Here is a 13,880-nt window from a genome sequence, read left to right on the forward strand (position 1 = left end):
GCGCCGACCGCAGGTCCAGGGCGCGGCGGCCCACCGACCACCCCGAGGCGATTTCGGCCGTACGCCGGAAACCCGCGCTACGTCACGGATGTCCCGCCGACACTGGCACCGGACGTTCCGCTGCATGTTCGTGTGCGTGTCCCTCGACGAAGAGGATGGAATGACGTGACCTCACCCGCCCAGCCCCCCTTCTCCCTGTATCCCGAGCTCGACGCGACCGCCCTGAGCGCCTTCGTCACCGCGCTCGAAAGCGGCGACGTCACCGGCCTCGCCCCGGCCCGCGCCGCCGAGGTCGCCGAAATCCGCTCCGTCGCCGTCTTCACCCGCGGCAAGGTCACCGGCGCCCACGGGGACCTCCTCGACGCCGCACTGTGGCGGCACACCGGCACCGGCCCCCGCCCGGTGATCGTCATGCCCTCGCCCTGGACCAGCCTCGGCTGGCTCCCGTACGCGGTCCAGGCCACGGCCTTCGCCCTGCGCGGGTACAACGTCCTCGCCTACTCCGCCCGCGGCTTCGGCGGCTCCGAGGGCGAGGTCGACGTGGCGGGCGCGCTCGACGTCACCGACGGCAGCCGGGCCCTGGACCACATCATCGAGCGCAGCACGGGCCCCGTGACGAAGATCGGCTTCCTCGGGGACTCGTACGGCTCCGGGATCAGCCAGCTGGTCGCCGCGCACGACACCCGCGTCCACGCCGTCGTCGCGCTCAGCACGTGGGGCGACCTCGGCGAGGCGTTCTACGAGAACTCCACCCGCCACGTCGCGGCCGTACGGGCCCTGCTCGCGGCGGCCGCGAAGGCGCGGCTGAGCCCGCAGACGCAGACCGTCTTCGACAACGTCCTCGCCGACCGCGACGTTCCGGGGACCCTGCGCTGGGCGGAGACGCGCTCACCCTTCACCCACATCAAGGAGCTCAACCGCCGCCAGGTGCCCGTCTTCTTCTCGCACGCCTGGCACGAGACCCTCTTCCCGCCGAACCAGACCCTGAAGATGTTCAACGAACTGACCGGTCCCAAGCGCCTCGCCGTCTCCATAGGCGACCACTCCGGCCCCGAGATGACCGGCATGCTGGGCCTGCCGAACCGGATCTGGACGGACGCCCACCGCTGGTTCGACCACCACCTCAAGGACGTCGACAACGGCATCGGCGACGAAGGGCAGGTCGTCGGCGAGGTCATGTGGAGCAAGACCCTCGAACCCCGACCGACCTGGCCGTCCCTCACCGAGCACGTGGAGCGGGTGTACCTGGCGGACGACGGGGAGCTCGTCGAGGAGGCCGACGACGCGCAGGCCGGCTGGACGGCGACCGTGCTGTGCGGGGTGGACACCCCGGCGACCGTCGCCGACAAGGTCGTCGAGTCCGGGTACGCGGAGATGGCCGGCCGCCCGAAGGTCTACGCGACGGACGACATCGACCGCACCGTCGCCGCCGTGTGGACCGGGGCGCCCGTCGCGGAGACCACCCGGCTGCGCGGCACACCGCGGCTGCGCGTGACGTACCGGGCCGCGAATCCCGGGTCGACCTTCGTCGCGTACCTCCTCGACGTGGCGCCGGAGGGCACGGCCCACCTCGTCACGCACGCCCCGTACACCGACCTCGACTCGCCGCCCGACAGCCTGATCAGCGCGGACATCGAGCTCCAGGCGACGGCGTACGACGTGCCGCGCGGGAACCGGCTGATGCTGGTCGTCGACGCCCGCGATCCGTTCTACGGCGACGCCAACCTGCCGCGCGCGACCCTGGCGTTCACCTCGCCGGAGGCGACGCCCTCGTACCTGGACCTGCCGCTCGGCTGAGCCGGCGGCGGCCGGCCGAGGAGATACGCCCGCCCCCCGTCCCCCGTGGCCGGCGGGCGGGCGTACGGCTTTCAAGGACGACGGGCGAAGTCCATCGTCCAGTTGTGGATCCAGGTGGCGCCTTCGTCGGGCGAGAAGAACTGCTCCCAGCGCGGCGACTCCCCCGGCGCCGTCCCCGACCACACGAACCGCACGCGGACGGCCTTCCCCGCATGCGTGTCCTCCCCCTCGAAGACCCCGCGCCCGCCGTCGAAGCGGCCGGTGACGGGCGGGAAGAGCTTCCCGGTGCGCCGGCTCGACCAGTACAGCGACCACTCCTCGCGCTCCCGGTCGAAGAGGCGCAGCGTGAGCCCGCCGAACCCCTTCGTCGGGAAGTCGATCTCGTCGAAGCTGGCGCCGCCGTCGAAGTGGCGCGAGGCGCGGGACACGGCCGGGAACTCCTCCCACGCGCTGTCCGCGTCGAGGAAATCGGTGCGCCAGCGGTTGGTCACGTCCCAGGTGCCGGCGAGGAAGTCGAATGCGTTCATGCGAGGACGGTAGGAGCGCTCCCCTGACATCCTGTGTCAGTGAAGTCGAGCCGTCTGCTGTCGATCCTGCTCCTGCTCCAGACCCGGGGCCGCATGACCGCGGCCGAGCTCGCGCAGGAGCTGGAGGTGTCGGTCCGTACGGTCTACCGGGACGCGGAGGCGCTGGCCGCCGCGGGCGTACCGCTGTACGGGGACGCCGGGCACAGCGGCGGCTACCGGCTGCTCGCCGGCTACCGCACCCGCCTGACGGGGCTCAGCGCGGGCGAGGCGGAGGCCCTGTTCCTGACCGGGATGCCGGGCCCGGCGGCCGAACTGGGCCTCGGTCCGGCCCTGTCGGCGGCCCAGCTCAAGCTGCGGGCGGCGCTCCCGGCCGAACTGCGCGCGCAGGCGGACCGGATGAGGCTGCGCTTCCACCTGGACGCGCCGGGCTGGTACGCGGAGCACGAGGAGACCCCGTACCTCGCGCAGGTCGCCGACGCGGTGTGGCGGGGCCGGGTGATCGAGGTCCGCTACCGGCGCTGGAAGGAGCCGAGGGAGGTCGACCGGCTCCTCGCCCCGTACGGGCTGGTCCTGAAGGCGGGCCGCTGGTACCTGGTGGCCGGTCCCGCCGACGGGCAGCCTCAGCCGCGCACCTACCGGGTGGACCAGATCCTCGCGGTCACCGAGACGGCCCGCTCCGCGCAGCTCCCCGACGGCTTCGACCTGGCGACCCACTGGCGGCGCACCCAGGCCGACTTCCACGCCCGCCTCCACCCGGAGGAGGCGCTGGTACGCCTCTCCCCGCGCGCCGCGGCCCAGCTCACCGGCGCCCAGGCCCGCGCCCTGACCGCCACGGGCGAACCGGACCCGGACCTGCCGGGCTGGACGCGCGCGGTGCTCCCGATCGAGTCCCAGTCCCACGCGGAGTCCCAGTTCCTCGCCCTGGGCACGGAAGCCGAGGTCCTCTCCCCACCGACCCTGCGCACCCGCATCCACACCACCCTGACGTCGATGACGACGCGCTACGGGACCCCGTACGGCTGAACCCTGCGCGAAGATGCCCTCATGAGCGGAGAAACGGACGAGGTGGGCCGGGCCATCGCGGGCGAGTTGCGCCTGATGGACCCTTCTGTGCGCGTGTCCCGGTCGCTGGTCGCAGAGCTCCTCGACCCGGACTTCGTCGAGGTCGGCGCCTCGGGGCGGCGCTGGACGTGCGAGGACATGGTGGCGGCCCTGCCGGAGATGGACGGCGCGTCGCAGGACGGCCCGCGCTACGAGCCGTCGGGGATGACCGGTGTCGTGCTGGCGCCCGGGGTGGTGCACCTGACCTACGAGACCACGATCGGCGGGCAGCGGGCACGGCGCAGTTCGCTCTGGCGCGAGCGGAGTGCGGGCGCGGGGTGGCGGATGTACTACCACCAGGCGACCCCCGTACCGCCTACGGGCGATTGACCGCGCCGCCCGCCGGGGCCGAGGGACGGCTGCAGGCCCCTCAGGCGGCCTTTTTCCGCATCTGGGACCGCACAGCGCCCATGCTCGCCGCGATCACCAGGGCGATGGCCAGGGCGTCCAGGGCCGACATGGCCTGGTGGAGGACGAGGAAGCCCGCAGTGGCCGCGATGGCCGGCTCCAGGCTCATCAGGATCGCGAAGGTCGGGGCCGGCATGCGCCGAAGGGCGAGCAGCTCCAGGGTGTAGGGCAGGACGGAGGACAGGACGGCCACGCCGACGCCCAGCGCGAGAGTGCCGGGGACGAGGAGCGCCGAGCCCGCCTGGGCGACGCCGAGGGGCAGGGAGAGGACCGCGGCCACCGCCATCGCGAGGGCCAGGCCGTCGGCCTGCGGGAAGCGGCGGCCCGTCCGCGCGCTGAAGACGATGTACGCCGCCCACATCGCGCCCGCCCCCAGCGCGTAGGCCGCGCCCAGCGCGTCGAGGGAGCCGAAGCCGAGGCCGCCCCCGCCGTGCCCGGAGAGCAGGACCACGCCGCCGAGGGCGAGGCCGGCCCAGAGCACGTTCACCAGCCGCCGGGAGACGACGACGGAGAGCGCGAGCGGCCCGAGGACCTCCAGGGTGACGGCCGGGCCGAGCGGGATCCGGTCGATGGCCTGGTAGAAGAGTCCGTTCATGCCGGCCAGCGCGAGGCCGAAGGCGAGCACCGTGCCCCAGTCGGAGCGGGAGTACCCGCGGACCTTGGGGCGGCACAGGAGCAGCAGCACGATCGCGGCGGCCGTCAGCCGCAGGGTGACCACCCCCGCCGCCCCGACCCTCGGCATGATCATGACCGCGAGGGCCGCGCCGAACTGCACCGAGATCCCCGCCGAGATCACCAGCGCGACCGGCCCGAACCGGGCCGCCGCACTCCCTGCGGGCGGCTCGGCGAGGGGCGCCGCGGCCGAGACGGCCACGGTCGGGGCCGGAGCCGGAGCCGGGGACGGAGTGGGGGTCGTGGCCGACGAGGGGGCGGGAGGTGCGGTCATTTCTCCAGATTACGGGTCCGTAAGGAGTCCTTCCGCTTGCCTTGCCTTACATATGCGCTACGGCTTCGTGTCGCGCGTGCGACGCGTCTCATCCGGTGGACGCGCTCACAGCGCTCCGACCAGGACCCGATACGCTCCGCTCGTGGCTGAGATCCAGATTCCCGCTGACATCAAGCCCGCCGACGGACGCTTCGGCGCGGGCCCCTCCAAGGTGCGGACCGAGGCGCTGGACGCCCTCGCCGCCACCGGTACCTCCCTGCTCGGAACCTCACACCGGCAGGCTCCGGTCAAGAACCTGGTCGGCTCGGTCCGCCAGGGCATCCGGGACCTCTTCTCCCTCCCCGAGGGCTACGAGGTGATCCTGGGCAACGGCGGCTCCACCGCCTTCTGGGACATCGCGACCGCCGGTCTGATCGAGCGGAAGTCCCAGCACCTCACCTTCGGCGAGTTCTCCTCCAAGTTCGCCACGGCCGCGAAGCTCGCGCCGTGGCTGGACGCGCCGTCCGTGATCTCCTCCGAGCCGGGCACGCACCCCGAGCCGGTGGCCGAGGCGGGCGTGGACGTGTACGCGTACACGCACAACGAGACCTCGACGGGTGTCGCCGCGCCGGTCAAGCGCGTCGCGGGCGCGGACGCCGGGTCGCTCGTCCTGGTGGACGCGACCTCGGGCGCGGGCGGTCTGCCGGTGGACATCACCGAGTCGGACGTCTACTACTTCGCCCCGCAGAAGTCCTTCGCCTCGGACGGCGGCCTGTGGCTGGCGGCGTTCTCCCCGGCCGCCCTGGAGCGCGCCGCGCGCGTGCACGCCTCCGGCAGCCGGCACATCCCCGAGTTCTTCTCGCTGCCGACGGCGATCGACAACTCGCTGAAGAACCAGACCTACAACACCCCGGCGCTGGCCACCCTCTTCCTGCTGAACCAGCAGCTGGAGTGGATGAACAGCCAGGGCGGTCTGGAGTTCACCACCGGGCGTACGGCGGCCAGCGCGCGCAACCTGTACGGCTGGGCCGAGGCGTCGAAGTACGCGACCCCGTTCGTCGCGGACGCCGACAAGCGCTCCGCCGTCATCGGCACGATCGACTTCTCGGACGACATCGACGCGGCGGCCGTCGCCAAGGTGCTGCGCGCCAACGGCATCGTGGACACCGAGCCCTACCGCAAGCTCGGCCGCAACCAGCTCCGCATCGCGATGTTCCCGGCGATCGACCCGGCGGACGTGCAGGCGCTGACCGCCTGCATCGACTACGTGATCGAGAAGCTCTGACCGCAGCCAGTGGCTGAAGGCGCACGTTCCTGAGCCCCCCGTGACCCGCCGTCGCCGGGGGCTCAGTCGTGCGCCGGTGGGGTCGTGTGCGCTCACCTCACGGGCGGGACCCGGCGCTCCAGGCGGTACCTTCAGGACGTTCGGGCAGTTCGGGGCCCGGCGATTCGTGAAGGCACAGCTTGGAGGCAGCGGCGTGAGCGTGCGAGTGACGGCGGCACAGAGCGGCGTGGACCCCTTCGGCACGGCCCGGCTGCGGCGCGGGGTGCTCGATGCCTGGGGCGCGGGCCCGGCCCGTTTCCGCGAGGACGCCAACGCCGAGGAGGACCTGGCGCTCGGCGGTTACCGGGACCGGCTCGTCGTCGAGCTGGCGCAGAACGCCGCCGACGCCGCGGCCCGGGCCAAGGTGCCCGGCCGGCTGCGGCTCACCCTGCACCCGGGTCCCGGCGACCGCGGGCAGGCGCTGCTGGCCGTCGCCAACACCGGTGCCCCGCTGGACGCGACGGGCGTGGAGTCGCTGAGCACCCTGCGCGCCTCCGCCAAGCGGGAGTCCGCCGACGACAGCGTCGGCCGCTTCGGCGTCGGCTTCGCCGCCGTCCTGGCCGTCTGCGACGAGCCCGCGGTGCTCGGCCGCCACGGCGGGGTCCGCTGGTCCCTGGCCGAGGCCCGCGAGCTGGCCCGGGACGCCGCCGTCGGCAGTCCCGGCCTCGGCGACGAACTGCGCCGCCGTGACGGGCACGTGCCGCTGCTGCGGCTCCCGCTGCCCGCCGAGGGCAGCGCCCCCGAGGGCTACGACACCGTCGTGGTCCTCCCGCTGCGCGACGCCGCCGCCGAGGACCTGGTGGAGCGGCTGCTGACCGGCATCGACGACGCCCTGCTGCTCACCCTGCCCGGGCTGCGCGAGGTCGTGGTGGAGACCCCGGCCGGGGGCACCCGCACGCTCCAGCGCCGTGACGAGGGCGCGTACACCGTCATCGAGGACACCACCGCCACCGGCACGCGCACCAGCCGCTGGCGCACCGTGCGTCACGGCGGCCCCATCGAGCGTTCACTGCTCGCCGACCGGCCCGTGGAGGAGCGGCTGCGGCCCGCCTGGGCGGTGTCCTGGTCGGTGCCCGTCGACGAAGACGGCGCCCCGCTGCGCCCGGTCACCGCGCCCGTGGTGCACGCGCCGACCCCCACCGACGAGCCGCTGGGCATCCCGGCCCTGCTCATCGCGACCCTGCCGCTGGACACCACCCGCCGCCACCCCGCGCCGGGGCCGCTGACCGACTTCCTCGTGGAGCGGGCGGCCGACGCGTACGCGGAGCTCCTCGGCTCCTGGGACCCGGTCAGCACCGGTCTCGTGGACCTGGTCCCCGGTCCGCTCGGCAATGGCGAACTGGACGGGGCCCTGCGCGCCGCCGTGCTCCAGCGCCTGCCCCGTACGGCGTTCCTCGCACCGGCCGCCCCGCCCGAGCACGCGGAGGAGCGGGGCGCCCTGCGGCCCTTCGAGGCCGAGGTGGTGGAGGGCGCGGGCGCCGACACCGTACGCGTCCTGGCCGAGGTCCTGCCGACCCTGCTGCCGGCGGGCCTGGAGCGCCGCGCCGAGCTGCGCACCCTGGGTGTGGGCCGGCTCCCCCTCGGTGACGCCATCGAGCGGATCGCGGGCATCGAGCGGACCCCCGAGTGGTGGTACCGGCTCTACGACAGCCTCGCCGGGGTGGACCCCGACCGGCTGTCCGGGCTGCCCGTACCGCTCGCTGGGGGTCCCTCCCAGGCCGGAGGCTCTGGGGGAGGGCGTACGACGATCGGGCCGCGCCACGTCCTGCTCCCGTACGCCGAGACGCCCGCGGACCTGGCCCGCCTCGGCCTGAAGGTGGCCCACCCGGACGCCGCGCACCCCCTGCTGGAGAAGCTCGGCGCGCTCCCCGCCACCCCGCGGGCGGTCCTGACCACCCCGCAGGTGCGGGCGGCGGTGGCCGCCTCCCTGGACGCCGGGGAGATCTGGGACGAGGACGCGGACACCCTGGACGCCGACGAGCTGGCCGAGGTGGTCCTGGGGCTGATCCGCGACGCCGACCTGGCCCCGGGCGACGAGCCCTGGCTGGGCGCGCTGGCCCTTCCCGACGAGGACGGCGAACTGACCCCGGCGGGCGAACTCCTCCTCCCCGGCAGCCCCCTGGCCTCCGTCATCCGGGAGGACGAGGTCCCGTACGTGGACGCCGAGCTGGCCGCCCGCTGGGACGCGGACACCCTCACCGCCTGCGGGGTCCTCGCCACCTTCCAGCTGGTCCGCGCCACCGACGTCGTCCTGGACCCGGACGAACTGGAGCCCCGCGAGGGCGACTTCGCGGAGCCCGACGACGCCGGTCTGCTGGACGCGGTGGACGTGTGGTGCGAGGACGTACTGGACCAGCTCCCCGAAACCCCGGTCCCCCCGGTGGCCACGGAACTCATCGCGGTCCGCGACCTCGACCTGGTCGACGACGACTGCTGGCCCCAGGCCCTGGCGATGCTGGCGCAGCCGCCGCTGCGCGACGCCCTGACCCAGCCCGTACGGATCCTCCTCCCGGACGGCACCACGCAGTCGGTGCGCCCGTACACCGCCTGGTGGCTGCGCGACCACCCGGTGCTCGACGGCCGCCGCCCGGCCGGGCTGCGCGCCGCGGGCGGCGACCCGCTGCTGGAGGGCCTCTACACCTCGGCGGACGCCACGGGCTTCGAGGACGAGCAGGTCCTGCGGGCCCTGGGCGTACGGACCACCGTGGCGGCCCTGCTGGACGAGCCCGGCGGCGCGGCGGAACTGCTGGCCCGGCTGGCCGACCCGGACCGCGAGGTGACGGACCGGCAGCTGCACGGCCTGTACGGGGCGCTGGCCGATCTGGACCCGGAGCAGGTCACCCTGCCGGACGAGCTGCGGGCGGTGGTGGACGGCGAGGTGCTCGTGGTGGACGCGGCCGAGGCGGTCATCGCGGACGCCCCGGACCTGCTGCCGCTGACGGCGGGCCTGCCCCTGCTGCCGGTCAGCCCGTCGCGTGCGGCGGACCTGGCGGACCTCCTCCAGGTGCGGCGCCTGTCGGAGACGGTCCCGGCGGAGGTGAGCACGCCGGGCGAGGTGCACGAGGTCCCGGAGTCGGTCCGCGTGCTGCTGGGCCCGGCCACGCCGGAGACCTACGTCGAGCACGAGGAACTGATCGCGGGCGGCATCGAACTGGACTGGCGCCGCACCCCCGACGGCACCGTGCACGCCGCGACCCTGGAGGGCGTCGCGGCGGGCCTGGCCTGGTCGGCGCGCCAGTGGCCCCGCCGCTTCGAGGTCGCGGCCCTGCTGGAGGACCCGTCCCGGACCGCCGAACTGGCCCGGGACCGGTGGTTCGACTGAGCCAGGGCTGAAGCCCCTGGTCAGAGGTCAGGCCCCTGGCCGGAGGTCAAGCGCCCGGCCAGAGGTCGTCAAGCCTTGACCAGGGGTCAAGCCCTGGTCAGGGGCGCCAGGTGCGGGCGTTTGGCCGTGCGGCCGTCGCCGGAGGAGCGGCCGCGCAGGCGGCGGCCCAGCCAGGGGCCGAGGAACGCGGCCACCCAGCGCAGTTCGGCCGCGACGGCCGTGACGGCCGAGCGGTCGGCGGGGACGGCCGCGGGCGGCAGGGGCAGCGTCCAGCTGTCGTCGCTGCCGGGCAGGCCGACGGCCTGGGCGAGGGCCGCGGCGATCCGTTCGTGGCCCAGGGAGCTGGCGTGGAGCCGGTCCTCGGTCCACAGCCTGGGGTCGGTGACGATGGCCGGCCGGGCGGTCTCGGCGACGGCGACGCCGTGGCGGGCCGCCGCGGCGCGGATGCGGGTGTTGAGCTCGTGCACGCGCGGCCCCACGGGCCGGGCCAGCGGCACGATCCGGCTCAGGTCGGGGAAGGTCACGGTCGCCACCTGGACCCCGGCGGCGGTGAGTTCGGCGAACATCGCCTCCAGGTGCCCGACGACCTGCGCCGCGTCGAACCGGGGCCGGAGCACGTCGTTGACCCCGGCGACGACGGTGGCCAGGTCGGGGCGCAGGGCCAGCGCGGGGCCGAGCTGCTCGGCGCGGACCTGACCGGCGAGGCGTCCCCGTACGGCCAGGTTGGCGTACTGGAGCCCGGGGTTGGCGGCCGCGAGGTGCTCGGCGAAGCGGTCGGCGAAGCCGCGCAGGCCCACGGTGTCGTCCCCGTCGCCGAGGCCCTCGGTCTGGCTGTCGCCCAGGGCGACGTACCGCAGGTATTCACCCGTGGCCATGGTCGGTCCGCCTCTCCCTCAAGATGGCCGCCGTGCGGCGGCACCAGTCCCGGTGGCCCTCTTCGAAGGCCAGTCCGCGCAGGCCGGTCAGGTATCCGCCGATGCGCTCGCCCCGGCGCAGGAACTCCTCCTCGTCGAGGTCACCGCGCATCTTGCGCAGGACCTTGCCGAGGAGCTCGATCTTGGCGTCGGCCGCGGCCGCCCGCTCTTCGAGCTGTTCGATCACCGCCGCGCCGCCGATGCGGTCGGCGTTCTGGACCTTGACGAGGAGGTCGTCCCGGATGACCGGGGGTTTCGACGGGCCCGCGGCGAACGCCTCCAACTCGGCGCGGCCGGAGCCGGTGACCTGGAAGAGGCGCTTGTTGGGCCGGCCCTCCTGGACCACCTGACGGCCCGCGACCAGCCCTTCCTTCTCCAGCTTGGCCAGTTCGGCGTAGAGCTGCTGGGGAGAGGCGTGCCAGAAGTTGGAGACGCCGATGCCGAAGGACTTCGCCAGCTCGTATCCGCTGTACTCGGCGTCCAGCAGCGCCGCCAGTACCGCATGTCGCAAGGCCATCGCCGCGGCCCCTTCCTTTTCCTCGTCCGCTCTCGCATCATACTCAAGAAACTGACTAGTCAATTTCATGACTATGACCACCGGACGCCCGCACGCACACCAGGAGGAGCCATGGACACCGCCGACCGCTTCCGCGCCGCCGTGGAGAAGCGCGATCTCGCCGCGCTGGAAGACCTGTTCACCGAGGACATCCGCTTGTACAGCCCGGTGAAGTTCACGCCGTTCGAGGGCCGGCCCATGGTGATGGGGCTCTTCGGGGTCCTGCTGCGCGTCTTCGAGGACCTGCGCTACGTCGGCCACTTCGAGGGGACGGCCGAGACCAGCACCGACCCCGCGCAGACCCCGTCGGCGATCCTGCCGTTCCGGGCCACCGTGGACGGCAAGCAGATCCACGGCATCGACCTGCTCCAGTTCGACGAGGAGGGCCGGGTCAAGGAGTTCACCGTGATGGTCCGCCCGCTGTCCGCCGTACAGGCCCTGGGCCAGGCCGTCCTCGCGGGCCTGACCGCCGACGGCCTCGTCTGAACCCTTGAAAGGCCACAGCGTCTAGGCGGGGAACCTGCGGTCGACCCACCGGAACGTGAACTCGATCAGGGCCGCCGCGGCCGCCGCGATGGCCACCGCGATCCACGGCATCGTGGCGCCCTCCAGCTTGAGCTGGAAGAAATCCTGGAGCCACGGCACCACGAGGACGATCAGGAAGGCGCCGCCCATCGCCCCGACCAGGCCCACCCGCCACCACGTGTACGGGCGGGCGATGATCGCCAGGACCCACATCGAGGTGAGGAAGAGGGCCAGCGTGGCCGCGCTCGTCTCCGCTTTGAGGGCGTCGGGTCCCGTGTAGTGGGCGCGGGCGAGCAGGTACGTGGCGAAGGTGGCCGTCGCCGCGATCACGCCGCCCGGGATCGCGTACCGCATGACCCGTCGCACGAAGTGCGGCCGCGCGCGCTCCTTGTTGGGGGCCAGGGCCAGGAAGAAGGCCGGGACGCCGATGGTGAGCGTGGACAGCAGGGTCAGGTGGCGGGGCAGGAACGGGTACTCGACCTGCGAGCAGACCACGAGGACGGCGAGCAGCACCGAGTAGACGGTCTTGGTGAGGAAGAGGGTCGCCACCCGGGTGATGTTGCCGATGACGCGGCGGCCCTCGGCGACCACCGAGGGCAGCGTGGAGAAGCTGTTGTTGAGGAGGACGATCTGGGCGACGGCCCGGGTGGCCTCCGAGCCGGAGCCCATGCTCACCCCGATGTCGGCGTCCTTGAGGGCGAGCACGTCGTTGACGCCGTCGCCCGTCATCGCGACCGTGTGGCCCTTGGACTGGAGGGCGCCGACCATGTCCCGCTTCTGCTGCGGGGTCACGCGCCCGAAGACGGCGTTCTCGTCGAGGACCCGGGCCATGTCCGCCTGCTCGGAGGGCAGTTTCCGCGCGTCCACGGTGTTCTCCGCGCCCGGCAGCCCGAGCTTGCCGGCGACCGCGCCGACGGACACCGCGTTGTCGCCGGAGATGACCTTCGCCCTGACGTCCTGGTCCTCGAAGTAGCGCAGCGTCTCGCCGGCGTCGGGGCGCAGCCGCTGTTCCAGGACGACCAGGGCGGTCGGCCGGACCCCGGTCGCCACGGCCTCGTCGTCCAGTTCGCGGCCGGAGCGGGCCAGCAGCAGGACGCGCAGGCCCTGCTCGTTGAGCTCGTTGATCTCCTCCAGGGCCGAGTCCCCGGCGGGGAGCAGCACGTCGGGGGCGCCGAGCAGCCAGGTGTTGTTCTCGCCGTCGCCCTCGCTGAAGCTGGCGCCGCTGTACTTGCGGGCGGAGGAGAAGGGCAGCGACTCGGTGCAGCGCCACTCCGCGCTGTCGGGGTAGGCGTCGATGATCGCCTGGAGGCTGGCGTTGGGCCGGGGGTCGGACTCGCCCAGCGCCCCGAGCACCTTCTTCACGTACGCCTCCTCCGCGCCGCCGAGCGGGCGGAGCTCGGTGACGTCCATGCCGCCCTCGGTGAGGGTGCCGGTCTTGTCGAGGCAGACCACGTCGACGCGGGCGAGGCCTTCGATGGCGGGCAGCTCCTGGACCAGGCACTGTTTGCGGCCGAGCCGGATGACGCCGATCGCGAAGGCCACGGAGGTGAGGAGGACGAGCCCCTCGGGGATCATCGGGACGATGCCGCCGACGGTGCGGGCGATGGAGTCCTTGAGGTTGGAGTCCTTGACGACGAGCTGGCTGATGACGAGGCCGATGGAGGTCGGGACCATCATCCAGGTCACGTACTTGAGGATGGTGGAGATGCCGGAGCGCAGCTCGGAGTGGACGAGCGTGAAGCGGGAGGCCTCCTCGGCCAGCTGGGCGGCGTAGGCGGCGCGGCCGACCTTGGTGGCGGTGAACGCGCCGCCGCCCGCGACCACGAACGAGCCGGACATGACGAGGTCGCCGGGCTTCTTCAGGACGGGATCGGCCTCGCCCGTGAGGAGGGACTCGTCGATCTCCAGGCCTTCGGCCTCGCCGAGGGTCCCGTCGACGACGACCTTGTCGCCGGGGCCGAGCTCGATGACGTCGCCGAGGACGATCTCGGAGGTGGAGATCTCGGCGGTACGGCCGTCACGGCGCACGCTCGGTTTGGCTTCGCCGATGACGGCGAGGCTGTCGAGGGTCTTCTTGGCGCGCAGTTCCTGGATGATGCCGATGCCGGTGTTCGCGATGATCACGAAGCCGAAGAGGCTGTCCTGGATGGGCGCGACGAAGAACATGATCACCCAGAGCACGCCGATGATCGCGTTGAACCGGGTGAAGACGTTGGCACGGATGATGTCGGCGGTGGAGCGGCTGCTGCGCACGGGCACGTCGTTGACGTCTCCGCGCGCGACGCGCTCGGCGACCTCGGCGGTACTGAGGCCCGCCGGCTTGAACCGGGGCGCGGGCGGCTGCACGGGGTGCACCGGATCGAGCTCGGCCCCCGCGTCGATGGCGGTGCCGGGGGCGCCGCCGCCGCTCGGCTCCGGCCCGTCCTGGTCGATCCTCGCCCGCTGCGTCATGGTTTCGACGGTAAGGGGGCTTCGAACGCT

The 13,880-nt window shown here is 73.3% G+C and carries 11 protein-coding genes; 6 read left to right on the plus strand and 5 right to left on the minus strand.

Translation table 11 applies throughout. The features are described from left to right. Positions 1-165: 165 nt before the first annotated feature. Positions 166-1,797: a CocE/NonD family hydrolase gene (locus ACF059_RS25185; protein ID WP_392061049.1), complete on the plus strand. Its 1,632-nt coding sequence runs from the start codon at positions 166-168 to the stop codon at positions 1,795-1,797. 71 nt (positions 1,798-1,868) lie between these two features. Here ACF059_RS25185 and ACF059_RS25190 read toward each other — a convergent pair whose 3' ends face one another. Next, on the minus strand, positions 1,869-2,324 hold the full coding sequence (locus tag ACF059_RS25190; protein ID WP_392061052.1) for a hypothetical protein: 456 nt from the start codon (positions 2,322-2,324) through the stop codon (positions 1,869-1,871). 39 nt (positions 2,325-2,363) lie between these two features. On the opposite strand from ACF059_RS25190, the gene ACF059_RS25195 reads away from it, so the two are divergent. Together ACF059_RS25195 and ACF059_RS25200 are read left to right on the plus strand one after the other, a co-directional pair. Continuing rightward, positions 2,364-3,347: a helix-turn-helix transcriptional regulator gene (locus tag ACF059_RS25195; protein WP_392061055.1), complete on the plus strand. Its 984-nt coding sequence runs from the start codon at positions 2,364-2,366 to the stop codon at positions 3,345-3,347. A gap of 21 nt (positions 3,348-3,368) precedes the next feature. After that, positions 3,369-3,755: a DUF4440 domain-containing protein gene (locus ACF059_RS25200; protein WP_392061058.1), complete on the plus strand. Its 387-nt coding sequence runs from the start codon at positions 3,369-3,371 to the stop codon at positions 3,753-3,755. 40 nt (positions 3,756-3,795) lie between these two features. On the opposite strand, the gene ACF059_RS25205 is transcribed toward ACF059_RS25200, so the two are convergent. Continuing rightward, positions 3,796-4,779: a DMT family transporter gene (locus ACF059_RS25205; RefSeq protein WP_392061061.1), complete on the minus strand. Its 984-nt coding sequence runs from the start codon at positions 4,777-4,779 to the stop codon at positions 3,796-3,798. 142 nt (positions 4,780-4,921) lie between these two features. Between ACF059_RS25205 and serC the strand changes: the two genes are divergently transcribed. Next, positions 4,922-6,043 (plus strand): phosphoserine transaminase, encoded by a 1,122-nt coding sequence (gene serC / locus ACF059_RS25210; RefSeq protein WP_366865759.1) that lies wholly within the window; start codon positions 4,922-4,924, stop codon positions 6,041-6,043. 193 nt (positions 6,044-6,236) lie between these two features. Next, complete coding sequence (locus ACF059_RS25215; RefSeq protein WP_392061065.1) at positions 6,237-9,404, plus strand: sacsin N-terminal ATP-binding-like domain-containing protein; 3,168 nt, start codon at positions 6,237-6,239, stop codon at positions 9,402-9,404. 86 nt (positions 9,405-9,490) lie between these two features. Here ACF059_RS25215 and ACF059_RS25220 read toward each other — a convergent pair whose 3' ends face one another. Beyond that, complete coding sequence (locus ACF059_RS25220) at positions 9,491-10,279, minus strand: SGNH/GDSL hydrolase family protein (RefSeq protein WP_392061068.1); 789 nt, start codon at positions 10,277-10,279, stop codon at positions 9,491-9,493. Further along, complete coding sequence (locus ACF059_RS25225) at positions 10,266-10,835, minus strand: PadR family transcriptional regulator (RefSeq protein WP_392061072.1); 570 nt, start codon at positions 10,833-10,835, stop codon at positions 10,266-10,268. Before ACF059_RS25225 ends, ACF059_RS25220 begins: the two co-directional genes overlap by 14 nt. Before the next feature lie 111 nt (positions 10,836-10,946). Between ACF059_RS25225 and ACF059_RS25230 the strand changes: the two genes are divergently transcribed. Next, on the plus strand, positions 10,947-11,360 hold the full coding sequence (locus tag ACF059_RS25230) for a nuclear transport factor 2 family protein (RefSeq protein ID WP_392061075.1): 414 nt from the start codon (positions 10,947-10,949) through the stop codon (positions 11,358-11,360). 21 nt (positions 11,361-11,381) lie between these two features. Here the strand turns inward: ACF059_RS25230 and ACF059_RS25235 are convergent, their stop codons facing one another. Continuing rightward, positions 11,382-13,850: an HAD-IC family P-type ATPase gene (locus ACF059_RS25235; protein ID WP_392061077.1), complete on the minus strand. Its 2,469-nt coding sequence runs from the start codon at positions 13,848-13,850 to the stop codon at positions 11,382-11,384. Positions 13,851-13,880 lie beyond the last annotated feature (30 nt).

Source organism: Streptomyces sp. NPDC016562, from assembly GCF_043076955.1.
Taxonomy (GTDB): domain Bacteria; phylum Actinomycetota; class Actinomycetes; order Streptomycetales; family Streptomycetaceae; genus Streptomyces.